The sequence below is a fragment of the Cytophaga hutchinsonii ATCC 33406 genome, from assembly GCF_000014145.1.
Classification (GTDB): Bacteria; Bacteroidota; Bacteroidia; order Cytophagales; family Cytophagaceae; genus Cytophaga; species Cytophaga hutchinsonii.
The window spans coordinates 452,007-473,736 of record NC_008255.1; the positions used below are offsets into that span (position 1 = coordinate 452,007).

At 38.0% G+C, this 21,730-nt stretch carries 24 protein-coding genes; 5 read left to right on the forward strand and 19 right to left on the reverse strand.

Annotated elements, in window-relative coordinates:
• Positions 1–183: 183 nt before the first annotated feature.
• Both CHU_RS01920 and CHU_RS01925 read right to left on the reverse strand, forming a co-directional pair.
• Positions 184–639 carry a hypothetical protein gene (locus CHU_RS01920; protein WP_011583786.1) on the reverse strand — a complete coding sequence of 152 codons (456 nt, stop codon included), beginning with the start codon at positions 637–639 and terminating at the stop codon, positions 184–186.
• A gap of 117 nt (positions 640–756) precedes the next feature.
• Entirely contained in the window at positions 757–1,161 is a 405-nt protein-coding gene (locus tag CHU_RS01925; RefSeq protein WP_041932129.1) for a hypothetical protein, read from the reverse strand.
• Positions 1,162–1,396: 235 nt separating this feature from the next.
• Here CHU_RS01925 and CHU_RS01930 point away from each other — a divergent pair, with 235 nt between their 5' ends.
• Entirely contained in the window at positions 1,397–1,939 is a 543-nt protein-coding gene (locus CHU_RS01930) for a YceI family protein (RefSeq protein WP_011583788.1), read from the forward strand.
• Here the strand turns inward: CHU_RS01930 and CHU_RS01935 are convergent, their stop codons facing one another.
• The 11 genes from CHU_RS01935 to CHU_RS01985 form a co-directional block, all read right to left on the reverse strand.
• Positions 1,940–2,974: a beta-ketoacyl synthase chain length factor gene (locus CHU_RS01935; RefSeq protein ID WP_011583789.1), complete on the reverse strand. Its 1,035-nt coding sequence runs from the start codon at positions 2,972–2,974 to the stop codon at positions 1,940–1,942.
• 3 nt (positions 2,975–2,977) lie between these two features.
• On the reverse strand, positions 2,978–4,165 hold the full coding sequence (locus CHU_RS01940; protein WP_011583790.1) for a beta-ketoacyl-[acyl-carrier-protein] synthase family protein: 1,188 nt from the start codon (positions 4,163–4,165) through the stop codon (positions 2,978–2,980).
• Positions 4,166–4,168: 3 nt separating this feature from the next.
• Complete coding sequence (locus CHU_RS01945) at positions 4,169–4,432, reverse strand: phosphopantetheine-binding protein (protein WP_011583791.1); 264 nt, start codon at positions 4,430–4,432, stop codon at positions 4,169–4,171.
• A gap of 13 nt (positions 4,433–4,445) precedes the next feature.
• Positions 4,446–5,732 carry an ABC transporter permease gene (locus tag CHU_RS01950; protein WP_011583792.1) on the reverse strand — a complete coding sequence of 429 codons (1,287 nt, stop codon included), beginning with the start codon at positions 5,730–5,732 and terminating at the stop codon, positions 4,446–4,448.
• Between the two features lies 1 nt (position 5,733).
• Complete coding sequence (locus CHU_RS01955; protein WP_011583793.1) at positions 5,734–6,483, reverse strand: ABC transporter ATP-binding protein; 750 nt, start codon at positions 6,481–6,483, stop codon at positions 5,734–5,736.
• Entirely contained in the window at positions 6,471–7,490 is a 1,020-nt protein-coding gene (locus CHU_RS01960) for a BtrH N-terminal domain-containing protein (RefSeq protein WP_041932130.1), read from the reverse strand. The genes CHU_RS01955 and CHU_RS01960 overlap by 13 nt, the downstream gene beginning before the upstream one ends.
• A complete protein-coding gene (locus CHU_RS01965) occupies positions 7,483–7,887 on the reverse strand; it encodes a hypothetical protein (protein ID WP_011583795.1) in 405 nt (134 codons plus the stop codon). Before CHU_RS01965 ends, CHU_RS01960 begins: the two co-directional genes overlap by 8 nt.
• Positions 7,888–7,926: 39 nt before the next feature.
• Positions 7,927–9,072, reverse strand: coding sequence for a beta-ketoacyl-ACP synthase III (locus tag CHU_RS01970; RefSeq protein ID WP_011583796.1), 1,146 nt, complete (start codon positions 9,070–9,072; stop codon positions 7,927–7,929).
• Positions 9,073–9,077: 5 nt separating this feature from the next.
• On the reverse strand, positions 9,078–9,977 hold the full coding sequence (locus CHU_RS01975; RefSeq protein ID WP_011583797.1) for a hypothetical protein: 900 nt from the start codon (positions 9,975–9,977) through the stop codon (positions 9,078–9,080).
• Between the two features lie 9 nt (positions 9,978–9,986).
• A complete protein-coding gene (locus CHU_RS01980; protein ID WP_011583798.1) occupies positions 9,987–10,475 on the reverse strand; it encodes a hypothetical protein in 489 nt (162 codons plus the stop codon).
• A 131-nt stretch (positions 10,476–10,606) separates the two neighbouring features.
• A complete protein-coding gene (locus CHU_RS01985) occupies positions 10,607–11,836 on the reverse strand; it encodes a hypothetical protein (RefSeq protein ID WP_011583799.1) in 1,230 nt (409 codons plus the stop codon).
• Between the two features lie 161 nt (positions 11,837–11,997).
• On the opposite strand from CHU_RS01985, the gene CHU_RS01990 reads away from it, so the two are divergent.
• Both CHU_RS01990 and CHU_RS01995 read left to right on the forward strand, forming a co-directional pair.
• On the forward strand, positions 11,998–12,684 hold the full coding sequence (locus CHU_RS01990) for a hypothetical protein (protein WP_011583800.1): 687 nt from the start codon (positions 11,998–12,000) through the stop codon (positions 12,682–12,684).
• A 93-nt stretch (positions 12,685–12,777) separates the two neighbouring features.
• Positions 12,778–14,103 carry an MFS transporter gene (locus tag CHU_RS01995; RefSeq protein WP_143143952.1) on the forward strand — a complete coding sequence of 442 codons (1,326 nt, stop codon included), beginning with the start codon at positions 12,778–12,780 and terminating at the stop codon, positions 14,101–14,103.
• A 27-nt stretch (positions 14,104–14,130) separates the two neighbouring features.
• On the opposite strand, the gene CHU_RS02000 is transcribed toward CHU_RS01995, so the two are convergent.
• The 3 genes from CHU_RS02000 to CHU_RS02010 all read right to left on the reverse strand — a co-directional run bounded on the left by CHU_RS02000 (position 14,131) and on the right by CHU_RS02010 (position 15,717).
• Positions 14,131–14,709: an NAD(P)H-dependent oxidoreductase gene (locus tag CHU_RS02000; protein ID WP_011583802.1), complete on the reverse strand. Its 579-nt coding sequence runs from the start codon at positions 14,707–14,709 to the stop codon at positions 14,131–14,133.
• Positions 14,710–14,782: 73 nt separating this feature from the next.
• Positions 14,783–15,340, reverse strand: coding sequence for a Crp/Fnr family transcriptional regulator (locus CHU_RS02005; RefSeq protein ID WP_011583803.1), 558 nt, complete (start codon positions 15,338–15,340; stop codon positions 14,783–14,785).
• Positions 15,337–15,717 (reverse strand): hypothetical protein, encoded by a 381-nt coding sequence (locus CHU_RS02010; protein WP_011583804.1) that lies wholly within the window; start codon positions 15,715–15,717, stop codon positions 15,337–15,339. The genes CHU_RS02005 and CHU_RS02010 overlap by 4 nt, the downstream gene beginning before the upstream one ends.
• Positions 15,718–16,135: 418 nt before the next feature.
• Here CHU_RS02010 and CHU_RS02015 point away from each other — a divergent pair, with 418 nt between their 5' ends.
• Both CHU_RS02015 and CHU_RS02020 read left to right on the forward strand, forming a co-directional pair.
• Complete coding sequence (locus CHU_RS02015) at positions 16,136–17,917, forward strand: glycoside hydrolase family 15 protein (RefSeq protein WP_011583805.1); 1,782 nt, start codon at positions 16,136–16,138, stop codon at positions 17,915–17,917.
• A gap of 18 nt (positions 17,918–17,935) precedes the next feature.
• The gene (locus tag CHU_RS02020; RefSeq protein ID WP_011583806.1) at positions 17,936–20,137 is read left to right on the forward strand and encodes a bifunctional alpha,alpha-trehalose-phosphate synthase (UDP-forming)/trehalose-phosphatase; all 2,202 of its coding nucleotides are present in this window, start codon (positions 17,936–17,938) and stop codon (positions 20,135–20,137) included.
• Between the two features lie 57 nt (positions 20,138–20,194).
• Here the strand turns inward: CHU_RS02020 and CHU_RS02025 are convergent, their stop codons facing one another.
• The 3 genes from CHU_RS02025 to CHU_RS02035 are packed head-to-tail and all read right to left on the reverse strand — an operon-like array spanning position 20,195 to position 21,724.
• On the reverse strand, positions 20,195–20,515 hold the full coding sequence (locus CHU_RS02025; protein ID WP_011583807.1) for a hypothetical protein: 321 nt from the start codon (positions 20,513–20,515) through the stop codon (positions 20,195–20,197).
• A 25-nt stretch (positions 20,516–20,540) separates the two neighbouring features.
• Entirely contained in the window at positions 20,541–21,098 is a 558-nt protein-coding gene (locus CHU_RS02030; protein WP_011583808.1) for a dihydrofolate reductase family protein, read from the reverse strand.
• Between the two features lie 20 nt (positions 21,099–21,118).
• Positions 21,119–21,724, reverse strand: a complete 606-nt coding sequence (locus CHU_RS02035) for a hypothetical protein (protein ID WP_041932132.1) — start codon at positions 21,722–21,724, stop codon at positions 21,119–21,121.
• Positions 21,725–21,730 lie beyond the last annotated feature (6 nt).

Sequence of the window (21,730 nt, forward strand, 5' to 3'; positions counted from 1 at the left end):
TCATTGCCGTTTGGCTTCAGCCAATGGAAATGATTGAAAGGCTTTGCTTCATTGCCGTTGGGCTCCATCCAACAGAATAAAAGTATTATCTGAATCAAAATTGGATTTTACAGAAAATAAAAAGTCCCGCTCAATGGCGGGACTCATAAAAAATATATAATCACTTGACTAAAGTGGACATCGTTAAAGGGTAATATCTAAATTACCTGCGAGTAAGTCCTGGTCAGTTGGCAACGGTATATTCTGTTCTTTCAATTCTTTATCCAGATCTGCAATTTCAGGCAGAGGAGATACAATCATTTTTTCTTCCGTTGTAAAAGTACCATCACTTGTAGGTTTCGCTTTGTTTGCTGTTAAAGAGGCGTTTGCAAATTCTCTTGCACGATACGTATACTGAGCTGCTTTTTTATATTCTTTTGCCAGATAAAGTTGTTTCGCATAACGTTCGTATTGTACGCCTTTACCAAAATCTCCGGTATATGTTTTGCCGTTTTTAACAGCCATGTGGGTCATGCCCAACAAACGGTTTGTCTTCAATAACATATTTTTTGTTTTTAATGGATCGGGTTGTACCGGTGATTGAGATTGAAAAATAAATGCCAATAAAATAAATACGATTAAAGATATTTGTTTTTTCATAGGTAATTGATTTCAGTTCGTTTATGAAGATAAAGGAATTGCAGAAGAGAAGCAATTCCTTTATTTGAATTTAATATTCAATGTGAATAACTTGGCGGAACTGCTGCTGTTTTATCGCTATCTGTATACAATGATGTAGGATGTGTCTGTAACCATTTGCGCATTTAAACTCTGAACAGTGAGTTCCGGGCAGGCACATTGGGTAAGTAGTACAGTATCTTTTTTATTTCCTTTCAACTCAAATGCAATGGTACAGTTATTGCGATTGTGAACAAAATGTATGCCGTCTGTAGATTTCGCATTGCTCATATAACTATCCAGCGTATCTGCATATTTGTTTTCTACCCGAAGCGTGAACTGTGCAGTTGAATCATCCATGGTAAACAACTCAAGAGATTGCTCCAGGCTGTCATTAGACAAATGGTAATTATGTTTTAACAGCTTATTTGCAACGGGCATATCAGATGTGCCACAGGCGGCACACAGAAATAATAAAGGTAAATAGAATACCGGTTTAAACATTGTATGATTCAATTATAGATCAATGTATAAAACAAAATACATTCTTTAAATGTAGTCATATTTTAAATAAGTAGTTTCAGTTTAATCAAATAAAACAGCGTACTAATGAGCCCGTGGGGGAAAGGTCAGGTACGAAAAATTGATTGAAACTATGTTTCGCAATTCACTGTTTAATCGGTAAATTAGGTATCGGTATTTAATAGTTAACATAAAGAGAATTTTAATCAATAAGTATATGAAAACCATAACCAAAATTTCAGGAAGTTTACTGTTATCCGTATTTGTACTGGCAAGCATGTCGTTTTTATTAAAGCCGGATTATTCAAAAAGTGCTGTAGAATTTAAAATTAAAAATGCAGGCATTGGAGTAGACGGGAGTTTCAAAACGTTTGAAACAAGTATTGATTATAATGAAGCTGCTGCAGCTCCAAGCTCCATAAAAGCAACCATTACGGTAGAATCCATCAATACAGGTATTGAAGCAAGAGATAAACATTTAAGAAAGGATGATTTTTTTGATGCGGAAAAATATCCGAAAATAACATTTGAAAGCACAAAAATATTTAAAGTAACAAATGGATTTACAGCAGAAGGTAAGCTTACAATCAAAGGAGTGACAAAAGATATTACAATTCCGTTTACATATGCAGGAAATGCTCAGGGAGGAGTTTTTGAAGGTGCTGTTACATTGAATCGCCTGGATTATGGCGTTGGCGGCAAGAGCATGACTATGGGAGACGACGTTGACGTGAAATTAAAAGTAACAGCAGCAAAATAATCAGGGCGCTGAAACAAGGATAAAGCTGTGCTGATAACCTTTATAGGTGTTGTATAAAAGAATGTTTTTTACAGCACCTGTTTTTTTTATGTTCAGAACAGGTAAGTTATTGGAATCTTCAATGAATCTGGTCGCGAACCACAAGGCAAGCGCTGTTACTGTCGGGAAATCTCCTGTTAATTGTTTGTAATAACATACCGTTGTTTCTTTTCCCAGCTGCTGTGCACATACTTCATAAAAAGAATTTAAACATACATCCCCATTTTTACCAGAGAAGAGTACATCTATTTTTTCATTTTGAGGAAGATGTTTTGCAAGAAAATCTTCCAGGTGTTTCTTTATTGCTTCAGGAGAAGGATTGTTATATGTTTTAATACCTTTAATTGCAGCAGCAGCATTTAATCTGTTCGTATTTACAAGGAACATCGCAGCGCCTTCACCCGCAATAGTGCCTGTTGTTTGAGAAGAAAACAATTGGGCACTTGAAATAGTTTCGCTTTTATAGGTACCGGCTAATTTTTCAATGGTGTAATTGTATGCAGATATTTCGTCAACACCGCCAAGCAAATAGGTATTTGACGGGTATTCATTTAACAACATCTCAATATCGATCAGCGCATTTTCAAACGCCAATCCACGGTGCACGTGTGTAATATTATATCCTTTGTTTGAAGACATAATTCCTAATTGACCAGCTATGGCATTGGTTGTACTTTGTACAAAATTTGTCGGCGTTAACCGGCCTTCTTCAAACTCAATGATCTGATTTAAAAATTTAATACAATCTTCCAGGCCACCGTTTGCAGTACCCAGTACAATACCATCTACCGGGTGTTTTGAAATAAGCGAATGTCCGGTAGCAATACCCATTTTAACAGCTTTCCCTAAACGTCTTAATACGTTGGGGGGAATGCTGTCGTAATTGCTGTCAATGGCATAGAGTTTATTGTCAACTGCAGCTGCAACATGATCACTTGCCGGATCAGCAAAGGCTGGCTGAGCAGAAATACAGGCAGTTTGATGAATGTAGAACATTGCTTACAGGGAAGAGAAAATAAGTGAACTGCAATTTCCGGCAAAGCCAAATGAATTTGACATTACATGTTTTACAGGTGCTTGCCGGAATGTCTGTAGGGGTATCAATCCGGTTTCTTCGATTGGCACCTCAAAATTTATTTCAGGATATAATTCCTGATGTGTGATGGACAATATGCTGTACACCGCTTCTATTGCGGCAGCTGCACCAAGTGTATGCCCCGTATTTGATTTAGAGGAAGCAAATGGGGGAGGAGTATGGAAGATCCGCTGCATGGCAAAACTTTCAGCCTTGTCGTTATTTTCTGTACCTGTCCCATGTGCATTGACAAAGCTGATATCAGATGCTTTTAGGTTCGCTACATTCAGCGCCTGCTTCATTGCTTCGTAAGGGCCATCACCTGTATCGGAGAGGGCTGAAGCATGGTAGGCATCGTTTGCATTTGCATACCCGCTTAATACGGCATACGCTTTTTTACCTTTACAGTTTTCTTCTGTTTCTAATACTAAAAATGCGGCAGCTTCACCTAAATTTAAACCCGATCTGTTCTGATCAAATGGTTTACATTTTTCAGGTGATAGGATATGCAGCGCATTAAAACCATTAATGGTAAATTTTGCCAGGCTGTCTGTACCACCAACAATAGCGCGTTTAGCTTTCCCCTGTTTAATTAAGCGGGCTCCGTACATGATTGCGTTCGCAGACGAAGAGCAGGCTGTATTAATTGTATTGCAGATGCCCTGTATGTTATGAAGCTCCTGTAAATAAATAGCAACAGATGCAAGATCATACGAGGTAACATAGGGCGAATGATCGGATTGATTGTTCGCGTCCCGGTATAATTCATCGGTCAGGCACATGCCGCCAACCGTTGTAGCATTTATAAAGGCAGTATCAAAAGAAGAAACTTCTGCAGCGGTTAATGCACTATCGCGTATAGCTTGTTCAAAGGCATGCTGCGCAAGCAGGCTTGTACGCGTTACATTAAGGGTATTTACGTTCAGCTGTTGTTTCAGAGATTCGTTCGTGTATTTTATTTCACCAAAAGGAAGTATGGCTGCATAACGCGTTTGAAAAAGTTCAACCGTACTGATGCCGCATACTTTTTTTTGCAACGATGACCGGTTGCTTTCAAGCGAATCGCCGATGGCGCTTATAATACCGATCCCTGTAACAACAATTCTGCTCACAAATTACTTCGTTCTGTGTTGTTCAATGTAAGCAACCATTGTATTGATATCTACCAATACTTTACGCCCATCTTTCGGGTCAGTAATTTTGATGCCGTATTCTCTGTCTAATAATACGATCAACTCCAATGAATCAATGGAATCCAGCCCGAGACCTTCCCCAAACAATGGCTCATCGTCTTTAATATCTTCCGGCGTTACGGAGATCAGGTTCAAAAATTTAATTATCTGTTCTTTTAATTGGTGTTTTAATTCAGCCGTTTCCATGGTATATGTTTGTTCAAATCAAATTTTTCTTTTTAAGGCCAATAAGTGTTATGCCTTGTATGATGACAATAAAACCTAATAAAGGTAATGTCGTTTCAAGAATGTCAGCTAAGGAACCGCGTTCCAGAAATAATCCGTAATACGATTCGAGGCACCAGTATAGCGGCGATAGTTTCATAATTACAGCAAAGGATTGCGGCATAGCGAAAGAGGGGACAAGGATGCCGCTTATCGCAGCCAGTATAACTATAGATACTGCTCCAAACCCGTTTGCCTGTTCCTGCGTCTGTGAATAGGTGCCGATGCATATGGCATAGCTTATAGCACACCAGCCACATAATAAAGATACAATAAGTAATCCGAATAAATCAGCCGGAAGATTTAACGCAGGCAAGCCAATGTACGGGAAGATCCAGATGCCTAAAGAGAAAATCACAAATACCTGAAGCAACGTAACGCCTAAGTAGGTAAGTTGTTTGGAAAGTAGTGCAGTGAGATAATTTGTAGGAAGTGTTTTTAAGCGAACAAAACTTCCGCTTAATTTCTCTTTCACTACACTACCGCCTAATGAAATTACAATAAAGAACATGGCAAAGATTGTCCATGCCGGTACATTATGCTGTGTAGCGTTTGGAATGGTTTTGCTTCCATCTTTTGCTGCTGCAATCTCTTCAATGGAAATATTTTTCTGCAGAATTTCCATTTGCAGATTTTCAGGCATAGGTTTTTCATTCAGCGTAACATATAATTGCTGCACTAATTTTTTTCCTTCTATGATTTGTATGGCACTTGTAAGCGCACCATTGATTGATTGAAGAAAGGACTGCTGTAACACCGGATTGTAAATAAAAGTGATTGGCAAGGGTTTTTCAGGAAATTCTTTTTTAGTTAATGTGTTTTCTGCCAGGCCAAATTCATGTAATGCCTTTGAAGAGACATTCGTTGATTTTTGAGAAATGGAAGACGAAAATGTTGGCGGAATGATGATAGATATAAGTACATCATTTTCGTGCATCAATGTATTCAATGATTCGTTTGTAAGATCTTTTGAAACTTGTTTGATCTCGAACATGCCGATCTGATCAAGTGCTTCAATAAATTCAATACTTGTGTAGGCCGTATCTTTATTGCAAACCAACAGGGGTATTTTATTTTCATTTACCAGTTCGAACGTGCTGTTCTGAATACTTGTTATAACCAATACCAGAATAATGGGCATTACAAACATGAGCAGTAAACCTACCTTATCACGAAATAAAAGGAGCGTATCTTTACGTATGGTAGCCCAAAGTTTAAACATATTAATCTCTAAATGCTTTACCGGTTAAGTGTAAGAAAAGGGATTCGAGGTCTTCTTCATGATGTGAGGCTAACAGATCCGGAATGTCATTGCATGCAATCAGTTGACCATTGTCTATCAATGCAATTCTGTTACACAGACTTTCTGCTTCGGCTAACTGATGTGAGGTATAGACAAGGGTCATACCTGCTTTATTCAATTGTTTTAAATATTCAATAATCGCATGGCGTGTCTGAATATCTACACCAACGGTTGGCTCATCTAAAAATAAAATACGGGGCTGGTGTATTACACCAATAGCCAGATTTACCCTGCGTTTCATTCCTCCTGAAAAAGTTTTGACTGCTTTATGTTTAACATCTGTCAATCCTAATATATCCAGAAGCTCTGTTGTTCGGTTTGTTATTTCTTTTTTAGACAAGCCTGCCCATGCACCGAAGAACTGTAAATTTTCGATCGGGCTTAATTCATCATACAGAGAGAAATCCTGCGGCACAAACCCGAATAATTTCCGCGTACACTTTGCATGGATATCTTCATTGAACAAAGTCACCACGCCACTTACGGGTTTTAACAAGCCTGTCATAAGGCTTATTAGGGTGGATTTGCCGGCACCATTTGGTCCAAATAAACCAAAGCGTTCGCCTTCAAAAACAGTTAAATTAAAATCATTGAAATAAACGCCTGAATTTTCAGTGTAGTGAAAAGACAGGTTAGATATGGTAATAGCAGGATTCGTTATTTCTGCCATTTGATTTTAGTTAATTCTTTAAATGCCTTTTTTTCCAGCTCAGAAATTTCAAGCAGGTAATCGCCCATCACATTAAAATCTGCCTGAGAAGTAATACGGCCTTTATAAATACCTGCTGCCTGAATCGCAGCACTTCTCCATAAATCTCCCGACTGTGTAAATGATTTAGAGATTTCAAGCAATTGGTCGTCGTTATGAAAGGCATGTGCCTGCTGAAGAAATGCCCCATAGATGAAGCGGAATCCGCCACCGCCCGTACCGATTTCTTCCTGCATACGCACCAGTTGAGCCAGGTATAAACCTGCTTTTTCAATGCCTAATTTATCGCGCCAGTTTTTTATTTTATTTCCGGTGTATTTGATACCACTTACGCCTGCAATAGGACCCGGGATATGCAGCATGTCACGAATGTTTCTTTTAACGCCGGTAACGATTGCCTTCCGGATCTTATCATCAGAAACAGGTTCATGATTTGGTTTTGGGAAATAGATCTGACCTTTCGGGGCCAATGCACCTTTTGCAAACCGTACACGTTCCAGCTCGTAGGTGCTTAATATATTTGTCGTTTCCATTACCGGATCACTCACCAGGTAATTGTCGCCTTCTTTTCCGTACACAATTAAATTATGTGCATTAAAATGAAAGCGATATTCTTTCGGGAAGTAACTCAGAAAGTATACCCCAACCTGGCAGCCTACCGGCTGACCGGCTTTGATGCATGCATCGAGAAACTCCTGTGCTTTTATAGTTGAACGGAATGTTTTACGTACAACATCAATGCCTAATGATTGTGCTGTTCGTTTAAAAATTAAACCAGGCATGGTGCGATATGCAATAGCTGGTCCGCCGTTAATTTTCATTAAAGGGATGTAAATAAAAAATAATCCGGAGCCAATACCAAAGGCAAGCGGTTCGGTCATTTTTGAAACGCCGACATTGCGCAATAGATTTGTTGTTACACCATTTTCGCAGTGCGCAGCCTGTAAATGTTCGAAGGTATTAGGCATGTACGGAAATGTTTTTAAGTTGATCAATAGTTACTTCAAAAAGATCAGCGTATTTCTGAAGTTTTGAATCTGAAAGATTTTTAAATACGGAAGGCTTTAAATGTCTTTTGATTGTCCACTGCCAAAAACCTGTATACGCTGAGACAATGCTCAGGTCCATGACACGAAGTTCTACGTAATAAGCGATAGGGCTTAGCTTTCCATCAAGTACTTCTTTTTTTGCTGCAGCAACTTTACGTTCAATGTCTTCCCAGGTAACACCTAAGGCATCGGCCTTTACTTCCCAGCCGCGGCTGAGGTGTGTTGTGTACTTGCCCGACTCGTCAACGGCATAACATACTTCTTTTGTAAACTTATCCAAAACACTGGGGTCCTGGGGAATTTCGTCTTTTTTCATAGTATGTATTGCGTTCGTGAAAAATGAAATGAAATATAACTAGCAAACAGTTAACATGCTGAACACATAAGAGAATCGCGAACTTTCAGGAACGAGCAATAAAATCTTTTCACCTTTTTTCAATTTGCCGCTGTTGAATAATTCGTCGATCATTAAATACATAGAGCCGGCTCCAACATTGCCTACCGTATATAAGTTGGTAAACCATTTTTCAAATGGAATTTCCATCCCGTTCTCAATAAGTTTTTCAGATATTTTATTTTTGAAAAAATCACTGGACATATGTGGTAAGAAATAATCTACGTCTTTTACCGACTGACCGTGTTTTTCTAACGAAGCTTTTAACTTATCGTAACCGTATTCAATAATGTATTTGCTAAGAAGTTTTACATCCTGTTTGATACTTAAGATAGACTGGTTTACAACTTCTTCAGGTGTATAATCCATATAGCTCTTAAGGGTGCCGTCTTCCAGTTTTTCACTGGCCATATACATACACGGTTCTACCTGGTTAGCATATGAAACAGCTTCCATCCAGTCAATCCGGAGGCTGATGCCCTCCGTATTTGGTTTGTCAGAAAGCAAAAAAGCTCCGGCACCATCAGATAACATCCAACGCAGGAATTCTTTTTCAAAACTGATAGAAGGATTTTCTTCCAGTTCTAATAATTTCTGAACTTCATCTTCAAACGTTTCAGAACGTAATACTTTTGACAGACGTTCGGATGCTGAAGCAACAGCTGTTGAAACATCACCTGAACGAATGGAAAGAAACGCATATTTTAATGCGTGCATGCCTGCACAACATACGCCTGATGGGGAAACAACTTCGATTGCATTGGTTTCCGGAAGCCAGCCATGAACCATTACGGCATGAGAAGGCATCATCTGGTCGGGACTGGAAGTTCCGCAGCTTAACAACTCAATATTCTTTAACTCTTCCCGGTTAGAGAATAATTTACGAATGGCTAAAGAAGCCATTTGAGCATTTGTATGCGTTGGCGTGCCGTCTTTTTGTATTGCGTAAAAACGTCTTTTTATACCGTTGTTGCGTAGAACGATACGTTTCGACTTGGAATTTTTTTCATTTATTAAACCAAGATATTCTTCCATTTCATCGTTAGAAATCGGATCATTTGGAAAAAAACTTGCTGTTTTTGTAATGTATACGTTTTTTGCTGACATCCCAGTTAATTCAATCCTTGATAATATTTTTTCTTTTTGTTGATTTGCTTTTTCAAAAACGGTTTGAAAAGAACTTCATTGATACTTACAACAATGGGGGCAACAATGAATAACGCAATCAATAAATAATATTTAAAGCCTGTAACCCATGGTTTCCGGTTCTTTTTACCGTATATCAAATTTGCCCAAATTGAGAATAATTTCCCAGCACGTTGTTCAATAAACATGAGGTTGGATTTTATCTCAACGGCTTTTTGCAAAATTAAGCTATCCTGTAAACCTATCCAATTTCCTGCCTGCAGATGAGAGAGAACGGTTTCCCCGAAAACAGATACATGTTTGATGTCGGTGTCTGAAACACCCGGCTTAGGGAAGATATTCAGATAGCGTTCTTTTTTACCCGTTAGCATCCAGTACAAGATGCTGACAGCACTTAAATGGTTGTTATGCTGATCAATAAGTGCAATATTTCCGACAAGTTCCGCACCGGTTTCAGCAAGCTGTTTCTTCATTTTTTCCTGCGCATTCAGCCACATATTGCGCGCCCCAATTAATGTTACAACAGGTGTTTGCTGAAGAATGTTTCTGAAGTGTGTATCTTTTAAAATGCTGCTGGTAGGAATACTGGGCGATAGAAACCACGGCTGATAAGCTAATACAACCAGGTCGTACGAAGGTCTTTTATATTCAATAGGTTCTAATTCAACAGGTATGCCTAATACACTTTCCGGCATCGCATCAAAAAAAGTATCTGAAGTCCATGGGAATGGAAATGGCTTTTTAAGCTTTAGTGCAATTTTTTCAATGTATACACCTGCTGATTCGAACGGTTGTGCGAAATTATCAACGATCTCTGTGAGTTGCCCGGATTGGCTAAAGTATATGATCAGGATGTTTTTTTCCATTCAAGAAAATTATTGAAATAATGCAGGCGAAAGACTTTTTGAAGTTTTACTATAATCGCGGATGGCTTTTTGAACTTCCGGAGACAATGTTTTGAAATGCGTAACAAGCATGGATTTGTCTGCGTCCATATTGCTTTTATAACCTAAAAAGCCGGGTGCATTTTCTTGAATCATAAATCTCAGAAAACGAAATTCAACGTTGTTAGGTGTATTTTTAATAGAAGATTCTAATTTTTGATTTCCATCTTTAAAAACAGCCAATTTATCTTTAGGATTGCCGATTACTGCAGCTTTTTTCATCAGTAATGCACCTTCAAATGCTGGTTTTTCAGTGAAAGTTTGAGATTGAATATGAGCCAATTCTTTGTTGATGGAATTTAAATCATTAGAAGCAAATACGTTATAGTACTTTTCTTTGTCAATAGCGGTATGGTTTGTACATGCCAGGCTAATACAAAAGTGAAAGAAAAGCGCTCCAACGGATGAAAGTATGCCCATAAGTACATTAATTCAATATCAAATATAAAGAATACACAGACGTTCTACAACAGAATTTGAAATTAAGCCTGTGAAATAGAATACACTTAAATAGACCGGGAAGGATTTGCAGTGTTATTTAGCGCGGAAAATTACAATAATTTGGATGCAATTGTAAAGGATATGATGGAATCGCTGATTTTGTGAATGGCAATGTCTCCATGGAGTTTGTCCATGATGCGGCGGCACAGATACGGTTCACTTTTCAGGTCATATAAGTAGGCAATATCTTTGTGGAAAGGAGAGAAAAATACATTCAGATATTTGTCATCAATAAATTTTGATTCAAATGTGTATGAAAATAAAAAAATATTTCCGTTAATCTCTAATTTAAATGAAGGGAAAACAGTTGCGTTTTTTCTCAGTTTTAAAAAAATGGTATGTAGATTATGCATGCCTTCTGTAAGCATTTCATTATCTACTAATGCATTGAATTTACTGATATCAGTAATGGTCGTTTCAATATCCGGATTATTGTAATAATCTACAATGAATTGATGCAGATTTACATGAGTAAGATTTAAAATATGTTGATTGATTTTAAATACCTGAGCGGTAATTGCTAATTCTTCATCCAGTAATTTTGCACTTTCATTGGTTAATTGAATCAAGGCTTTTAATTTTTCAGGATCTTTTTCTAACTGGCTGATGTTGTACAAGCCCATGATGGAGCGGATCGGGCCTTGGAGGTTGTGTGAAGAACGGTAAATGAATGTTTCTAAATTTAACTGTGCATTTTCAATTACCTTATTTTTAGTATTGATGCGTTTATGCATAACAATTAAATAATTTTCCTTTGCGATATTTTCTTCTACATAGGTGTAAAATAAATACAAACTGCTGAGTATAGCTAAGATGATGTTAACATTACTGATCAGCAGCAGTGACTTTTCTTCTACATTGAGAATTTTAAATTCATTCAGGGTGAAAATTTGTGATAAAAGAATCGACAAACCAATGTGTACGTGATTCAGGATCAGAAAAAACTTATTGCGTGGGTCAATTACCAGTAACAGTATAATATATTCTGCAATGTAGAAAAAAGCGGTATTGGCTTCTATGCCGTAGAAGGTATTAGAGATAAAGATGATACAGGTAATGTAGAACAATAACAACGTGCCTGCAAGATTGAGGTTTCTTTTGCGAACAAAAAAAGAAAAAAGTAATATAGGAGTGATGCCCAATATAAAAAAAGCAACCTGATAAATTCCTAATGTAAGATCCGGAATTACTGCAATTATAATGGTAAAGAGGGCAACAATGGAATATTGTTTAATCCGTTTTTCCCTTCGTATTGTTTCTTGTCTGTAAAAATCGTCCATTAATATTAAAAAAATATTTTACTATTCTATAAATATTGCTTTTTATTCATTTAATATCAAGTAATACGGGTTTTTAAATCGCGTATAAATTGAAAAAACAGAACACAGACTGTTTGTAGTCGTATAAGTAACACAGTATAGAGTATAGAGAAAATAACTAGATGAAAATTATCGGTTTAACTATTTTACTGTTTCAAATCAGCTATTTACCGTCAAAAGTATATAAATATCAGGCAGATTGCGGGCAGGAGGCACAATGGATAAATGGTGTAAAAAGCTGCAGTATTTATGATACAGCCGTTTTTTTGACCATACACGATGAGCCGGAGCAGGAAGAATTCTGTACATTCAGATTAAAGGTGCAGAGTATTTCTTCAGATACCCTGCATGTTACGCCCCGGAATATGCAGGTGACACGGGTGTATGAAAATGGCAGAACAGATTCTATCAGTATTGAAAATCCAGAATTTTACATTGACCGTGCCAATAGAGATATTAAAACCTGTGAAAAGGAAATCAACATCATCGTAAAAACCAACAATACAGAAAATGCAACCATTGGCATTATACGTTCTATTCCCGGATCAAATAAAATCAATACCAATACACAGGCCAGCAAAGCCATTTACCAGGAAAAGTTAACGTCTGCGCAAAATAAACTTCTGGATGCAAAAGAAACAAAAGCGTTCTGGGAAACACAGGCACTGCGGGCCAACACAGTTTATCCGCTGAGTTTTGTTGAGCAGAATATTTATTTCAAACCCAATAACTGTATCAAAGCTGTTTTGCATATTTCTATACAAGACAAGGTGTATGATTTTTTAATTCTGAAGGAAGAAGTCTATTGATTTAATTTTAAATATGATTCTCTAAGGAAACAAAATTAACACAAAATGTTTTTCTAATTTTAAGTAACTTATATAAAAGCTATAGAAAAACAGATGCCAGATAAACGTGTTGCAGAAGAGGGGCAAATGCTGAATCCGAATCCGGAATTACCGGTTGTTCAAAGCGGTGCGTGGGTGCAAAAGATCTATGGGGCATTTCCGGCATTTCAAAGCAAAAACTACAAATTGTATTTTTCCGGTCAATTGGTTTCTATGATCGGAACCTGGATGCAGATTGTAGCTCAAAGCTGGCTGGTACTTCAGCTCACTGAGTCTGTGTTTTTAATTGGCCTGGTGATGGCACTTTCAACCTTACCTACGTTATTGTTTACGTTGTTTGGAGGCGTTATCGTAGATCGTTTTCCCAAAAAGGAAATATTGTTTTATACGCAGTTTGCGGCAATGATTCTTGCGCTAACGCTGGGGATTCTTACTGTATTTGATTGGATTGCAATCTGGGAAATATGTGTGATTGCGTTTCTGCTGGGAATGGTTAATGCAGTGGATGCTCCCGCGCGGCAGGCATTTGTAACCGAACTGGTGGATCGGGATCAATTGCCTTCAGCCATTGCATTGAATTCGGGTGTGTTTAATACAGCCAGAGTTATCGGGCCAAGTATTGCAGGCGTACTGATTGCGGTTATCGGTACGGGAGGAGCTTTTATGTTAAATGCCCTGAGCTATGTGGCAGTAATACTGGCTTTGCGAAAAATTACCATACATGAAGTATTCGTAAAGAATACCACGAAACCATTAGATGCAATTAAAGAAGGTATTACCTATTCGTTTACGCACCCTATCATACGTACCTTGTTTATCATCATCGCAATTGTCTCAATCTTTGGGTGGTCGTACACTACAGTGCTGCCCGTTATTGCAAAAAACGATTTTCATGTGGGGGCCGCCGGACTTGGCTATTTGTATGCCGCTTCTGGTTTAGGTTCCTTATTGGCAACGGTATTGATCGCTTTGTATTCTAAAAAAATATCACCGCTGTATTTTATTATCGGCGGAACCCTTGTGTTTTCAATCAGCATCTTTTTATTCAGTTTTTCAACAGATATTAATACAGCATCCATCTTATTATTCTTCAGCGGATTTGGATTGCTTTCTTTTGCATCGCAATCAAACACTACGATTCAGACCTTGGTTAAGAGCGAATTCAGAGGGCGGGTGATGAGTATTTATGTGTTGATGTTTATTGGATTGACACCACTAGGGAATTTTCAAATCGGGTTGATTTCTGAATACTGGGGTGTACCGCTTGCGTTGCGAGCCGGCGCAGCCATTGTACTTGTTGCCGGACTGACTGTATTTTTATTTAAAAACAGGATTATTGAAAAATATCATGGCTATAAAAAGAATGTATCGGTTTTATAAACCGATACATTCTTTTTATGATACAGGTTACTTTAATTTTTTGCCAAGCGACTCTACGCGTTGCAGCCATTTGTTCCGCTGTTTCTCGGTTGCATCTTTTATGATACCAATATACGTAACGTTTACAGGCTTAATACCGCAGAAGTGCAGCGTAGATTTTTTTAATTGATTGATACTTGGTTTTCCATAAACCAATGCATAATACCAACCCGGCTGATCGAGTGTGGTAATGATGTGCGCTGTTTTGCCGGTAAGAAGCTTATCCCACCAAACAGAATTTTCTCTGTATTTAAATGCCAGTCCGGGTAAAAACAACCGGTCTATAAAACCTTTTAATTTTGCCGGCATACTTCCCCACCATACCGGGTGAACCCATACCAGGTGATCTGCCCATTTGATCTTCTCCCAGGCGTCTAGTAAATCTGGTTCGTGCGGCATTCTTTTTTCATAGCCAAATGCCAGATTGGGATCAAAGTTCAGATCTGCAATGGAAATTTCTTTGATTTCTACCTGCTGCGTGGAAGCGCCGGTTTTATAGGCCTCTGCAAGGGCAGTATTAAAACTGTTTTTATTCGGGTGTCCTTTTATTATGAGAATATTTTTCATGTATGAAGGGTTAAAAAGATATGCTCAAAAATAAAGATTCAGAAAAAAAAAGATACAGACATTTGTCTATAAATCAGAATTCTTTCCGCAGCCGGCTTAAATGTCTTGGTGTAATGCCCAGAAAAGAAGCGAGCTGGTATTGAGGTATTGCCTGAATGTATTGAGGTTGTTGCGTGATGAGTTTGTTGTAGCGCTCTTTGGCGGTATCTTTTTGAAAGGATATGATCTTTTTTGTTAGCTCTACATAATGCATTTCCGCAAGGATTCTGCCGATCATTTGCCAGCCTGCATCACGGCTATACAATAAATCCAGATTTTCTTTGGTTAACGTAATGATTTCTGTGTCGCAAACAGCCTGGATGTTTTCTTCAGAAGGTTGCTGCGTAATAAAACTGGAATAAGCGGATAAGAGCTCATTGTCGAAGGCCAGGCATCCGGTAATTTCCTCGCCGCTGGCATTTGTATAAAACAACCGGAGGATGCCGGATTTAATCAGCGCAATTTCGTTTGATACGTTGCCTTCTACCGTTAGGTATTCACCTTTTTTTAATAAACGTTTCCTGGAAAGCGAATCGACAAGATCTAATTCTTTTTCATTGATTAATCCGAATGCATTGAAAAACTGTTTCATAATACAAGCAGATTCACATATTGTGTGAGCTGTACAGCAAACGTGAAGATAGAAACAATAGCCATTAAGCTGATAATTAAAAAGGCAATTGCTTTAGCATTTGTATTCGCGTCTTTTGTCCAGATCAATTCAATAAGCCTTAAAAAAGTTTTTGTTGAACGCCAGGCAAATACGATGAATAGTGCAAAGGGGATCAGGATGGCTGCTATAGACAGAAAAGAATTCTGGTACGAATAAAAATATCCGGTCAGAATAGCAACCAGCCCTGAAGTGCCGCCTGAAATTAATGCTGTCTTAGCTTTAGGACCGATAAATATTACTGAGATGATACCGCAGCTTATTAAAAACAAGCCATATAGTAATAGAATGATATTCATATATTTTTATTGAAACGGTTGTGGGTTGCTTATTAATTCTATGCTAATATATAAAAACAAATAATAATACAATTACGATTATTCAAATCTCACGGTATATATAAATGGATTTAGCTGAAAAAGCAACAGATAATACGATATGCATATGCCTGTTTACAAAAAAAAATATTTTGATTGTATGTATTATATAAATATTTTCAGAATAATAATATATATAGTCGTTTTATTATTTAATTTATTAAATATGGATTATATCTTCTGAATCCCTTTATCATCAGTGTTTGCAGTAATTCATATTTTTTTCATATACATAAAAGTAACAAGTTAATGTTCTTATATTTTTTTATCCTGCGCATATTTTCCTATATTAATAATATCGCATTTTTAGAATTTATCTTTCAACGTAAAAAAAAACAGTATGAAGGTGCCACATAAATACGACATGGGAGTCGTAGGGAATTGCTCATTTATCGCGTATGTAAATAAAAATACGAATATTGACTGGATGTGTCTGCCAAGATTTGATTCAGATTTTATGTTTGGCGCATTGCTTGATAAAGAAAAGGGCGGAGAGTTTTCGATTAAGCCGGCCGAAGAAAATACAACAACATATGAACAACGTTATTTAGAAAATACAAACATACTGGTCACCATATGTCATACCGCTTCCGGCAGCTACAAAGTAACCGATTTTGCACCGCGATTTGTGCAGCATAACCGGAACTTCAGGCCGTTAATGCTGGTTCGTAAAATTGAAGTGCTGACAGGAAAGCCGCGCGTAATTGTAACATGTATGCCTGGAAACATGCGGGGCAGGCAGCAGCCGGAAACTTCATACGGAAGCAATCACATCCGCTATCTGCACCTCGATGCAGATGTTCGGTTGAGTACGAATATTCCGATCACATACATTATTGATCAAAAGGAATTTTCGCTAACAGAAACCAAGTATATGTTTTTTACTTATGGTCCGCCTCTTGAAGCTGCCATTGATTATACGGCTGAAGAGTTTCTTCAGAAGACGCGCCAATACTGGAACAATTGGGTAAAGACAACTTATATTGTAAGTTTTTATCAGGAACAGATTATCCGTTCTGCGCTGGCACTTAAGCTGCATCAGTATGAAGATACAGGCGGTATTATTGCTGCCGGAACAACGAGCCTGCCGGAAAGTGACGGAGCAACACGAAATTGGGATTACAGATATTGCTGGATGCGGGATACGTATTATACCTTACAGGCATTCAATACCATCGGACACTTTGAAGAGTCAGAAAAATATTTTCACTACATAGAAAATATTGTAGCGAATGAATTGGATCGTATCCAACCCTTGTACACCCTTGATTGTTCGAAAAAAATAGAAGAAATAGAATTAGACCTGGAAGGATATAAAGGAAATAAGCCTGTGCGCGTTGGTAACGATGCATATACACATATTCAGAATGATGTATACGGACAGATACTGGCAAGTATTACACCCCTGTTTACAGACAGGCGCTTGCTGCACGGTAATCAGTTCTCAACGGATATCGTTTATAAGCTTCTTGCTTTTATTGATAAAACAATGAATGAAAAAGATGCAGGCCTCTGGGAGTTCAGGCATTTGAAGCAACTGCATTGCTATACCTTTTTATTCCATTGGGTAGGAGCGAAGTCTGCCTTAAAGATCGGACAGCTGTATGGCGATCATGAATTGATTAGAAAATCTACTGCAACAATTGACAAAGCCGCTGAAATGATTGAGCGCTGTTATGATCCCGTTCGCAAGGTGTATACACAAGCAGTTGGTTCAACCTATCTGGATGCAAGCTGTATTCAGCTGATCAGTATGCATTACTTAGATCCTTCGTCTGAAAAAGCGCGCCTGCATTTAAAAGCAATCGAAGAGGATCTGATGGTTAAAGATGGCTTGTTATTCCGGTATAAACACGAAGATGATTTTGGAAAACCGGAAGTAACCTTTTTAGTGTGTGCATTCTGGTATGTAGATGCACTGGCGTCTGTGGGTCGCATTGATGACGCGATAAAGGCATTTGAATCGTTACTTACATATACAAACCATGTTGGTTTGTTGAGTGAAGATGTAGGGCTGGATGGCAGCCAATGGGGCAATTTTCCGCAAACATACAGTCATGTAGGTCTTATGAACTCTGCTTACCGGATTGCAAAAAAATTAGATCGTCCATCATATATATAAGAACGAAAGGAGTAAAAGATGAATGACGAAAAAAGATTAATTATTGTAGCATATAGAATACCTTTTAAAGTTACGTTTAAAGAAAGCGGAGAGCGCGTATTACAACAAAATTCAGGAGGGCTTGTTTCCGCTATCCTATCATTGGCAGAAAAAGGAGATGTGTTTGGTAAAAATCAAAAAATTCATTGGTTTGGTTATTCCACACCAGATATTTTACAGGAGGGAGAAACGCAGGTTGAAAATGAAAATTTTATTGTACATCCTGTCTTAATTGAAGATGCACTAAATGATGCGTATTACGAAGGATTTTGTAACAGTACGATTTGGCCCATTTCGCATTATTATCCCTATCTCACCAGCTTTAATGAAGAGGATTATGAAGCGTATGTAAAAGCAAATAAAATATTTGCAGATCAGATTAATGCCTTTATCCGTCCGGGAGATATGGTCTGGATACAGGATTATCAGCTGATGTTATTGCCTGGCATGCTCCGTTCAGAAAATCCGGATGCTTCTATCGGTTATTTCCATCACATCCCTTTTGCAACGTTTGAAATTTTTCGTTTGCTTCCGAAACAATGGCAAACAGAATTGTTAAAAGGTATGATCGGCGCAGATCTGGTTGGTTTTCATACCAATGATTACAGCCAGTATTTTTTGAGAAGTGTGCAGCGTGTATTAGGCTATGATACTACTGCCCGCGACATAAGTATTCCAAACAGGATCGTGCGGGTAGACACATTTCCCATCAGCATTGATTATAATAAATTTCAGGAATTGTATAATGATCCGGGCGTAATTGAAAAAAGGAAAGAGTTTTTAAAAGACCTCAGTGCAGAGAAAAATATTTTTTCCGTTGACCGGCTAGATTATTCAAAAGGATTGATCCATCGGTTAAATGGGTTTGAATATTTTCTGGATCAGTATCCGCAATGGCATACACGTGTTGTACTTACAATGATTGTAGTTCCTTCGCGTGAAACAATCCTGAAGTATGCTGAGATGAAACACGAACTGGAAGAAGCGGTAGGCCGCATTAACGGTAAGTACGGTACCTTAGGCTGGCGTCCGGTTATATATCTGTACCGTTCGTTAAGCTTTGAAGAATTAGGCGCGTTATATACACTGGCCGATGTGGCACTCATCACGCCCATCCGTGACGGGATGAATTTAGTTGCAAAAGAATTTGTTGCTACGCGTACCGATAAAAAAGGCGTATTGATTTTAAGTGAAATGGCAGGTGCGTCGCTGGAATTGAATGGTGCAATACTGATCAACCCAACAGACAAGAGGACACTGGCCGCAGCCATTATTCAGGCATTAACCATGGACGAGCAGGAGCAGACACAACGTATGCAGATGATGCAGGACCGGATCCGTGTGTATGATATATTTAAATGGACAGAAGACTACATGGATCAATTAGATATTATAAAATTGAAACAAATGGAATTCGAAGAGAAAATTATAAACCAGGATGTGTTAAAAAGTTTCAAACAGATTTTTGATGAATCAAGCCGGCGCTTGTTTTTATTGGATTATGACGGAACCTTATCTCCCATTGTTCCTGACCCCTCCAGTTCTAAGCCAAGTGTAGGTATTGTTGATGTATTAAAAAAACTCAGCAGTGATTTTAATGTAAATGTTGCTATCATAAGCGGAAGAGATAAAGAGTTTTTGAATTATATCTTTGATCCAAATACAATTCTGTCTGCAGAGCATGGCGCGTTCTTACGTATTCCGGGTCAGGATTGGGAGCTGCAATATGATTACAATGATCAGTGGAAGCGTTCTGTATTGCCGGTGTTTCAGAAGTATACCGATCGTTGCGCCGGATCTTTTATTGAAAATAAATCAACATCACTTGCCTGGCATTACAGAAATACAGAAAAAGAATATGCTCATATCCGTTCCAGAGAATTTATTGAAGAACTGGAAAACAAAGTTGGGATAAAATCAAATCTCGCCATTATTGATGGTGATAAAGTAATTGAAATGAAACCTTCTGATGTAGATAAGGGGATTGCTGCGCGGAAAATATGTGATCTGTATCAGCCGGATTTTATTTTATCTATTGGAGATGACCGGACTGATGAAGACATGTTTAAAGCGCTTCCGGATAATGCGCTTACAATTAAAGTTGGCGTTAAAAATAGTTCTGCCAAGTTTACAATTAAAACGCAGGAAGAAGTAATGACCATTCTGAATACGTTTTTATAAAATACATGGTAGTACAAAATAAAAAAAGAATAGAAACTGTGCGCTGGTGTTTCTTTTTTATTTTGTACTGTATTTAAATAATGCTGCCAGTATAAGTACCGGCAATGAAATAATGCCTATTGCCCATGCATAGTTTCCTTGTTCTGCAAATGTATCGCACATCCAGTAACAAAGCCCATAGGTGATTGGGTAAGCCGTATTATAATAAATGAAAAAGCGGAAGATTGTTTCCCGAAACGATCGTTTCCTGCTTGTATTTTTATTTTTAAATCCGGCAATGCTCATGATATTTGCAATAAACATAACCGGATAAATAATCAGCACCGAACCGCTGATTACTTTAAGAATACCAATAATAAAGTCATATGGAAATTCCATGAGATAAACTGCTTGATTTCAAAAATCAGTTTGTTGATTCATACGTAAGTAATACACTGCCGCTTTTAAATACCCTTGTATCAACAAGATTAAGATTGAACTGCTGTTTTATATCATGGAATAAAGGTGTTCCTTTTCCAATAGCGATAGGATCTAGCAGCAGTTGATACGTATCAATCAAACCTGCTTCGGTAAATTGATTGATAATGCTGCCGCTACCTAAGATGGTCAGGTCTTTATGCGCTGTTTGTTTTATGCGCTTAACCTTTTCAATGATATCTTCTTCAATAATTGTTGTATTGTTCCAGTCTGCCTTTTTTAATGTGTTTGAAAATACAATCTTTTCAGCAGCATTCATTCTGTGAGCAACCTCTGGCATTGAATTTATAGCCATATCCGTAGGCCAGAAGGCAGCCATCATTTGATACGTAACACGTCCAAACAGAAGAATGTTATTTTGTTTTAACATTTCGTTTGAAAAATCACGTTCTTCTCCGCCATGTGTGTGCCAGCCGATATCATTTGCTATATCTTTGTAAAAACCATTTAAGGTTATAAAATTAAACATGCGTAGCTTTTTCATAGTCAGCAGGTATGTTGTGTTTACAGATCGGTTGTATAGAGAAGGTCGTATGTTCCTTTCGTATTCTTCTGAATGGAATAATAATTTCCCGGACCTTCCAGAATGGGTTTGTAGTTACTTGAATCAGCATCCCACATATTAAGGGTTTGCTGAAAAATAACATCCACAAGAGCGATGAGTGTTTTCTTATCGGTACAGGGCGTTTCAATTTTATAATTCGCCCCGCTGGCTTTACAGCTATTGATGCTATAGATTATGCCGGATCGGAATTTTTGTTTCCAGATACAAGGTGCTCCGGCACTTCGTTCTTTTTCAAGAGATGTTTTTGATGTAACAGAATCAAAGTTTGCTGTCAGGTACATATAACCTGCATCTCCCTGAATGTTTCGTAACAGCACCTTTCCGGTCGGTATGGGCAAACAGGTATTATCCCAACCTGCAGCGTAGGTGCGCAATTTTAAAACTTTATTTGTATCGGCAAGTAAACGGTCTGATTGATTGGATAAACTATTGAGTGTATCCGTATATACTTGTTCTTCCTGGCCCGCAGCCGGTTCTTTTTCTGATTCAAAAAGTGTGCAGCTTGAGCAAAGTAGTAGTAAATAAAAGAAGTGTAGCTGTTTCATCCGGGA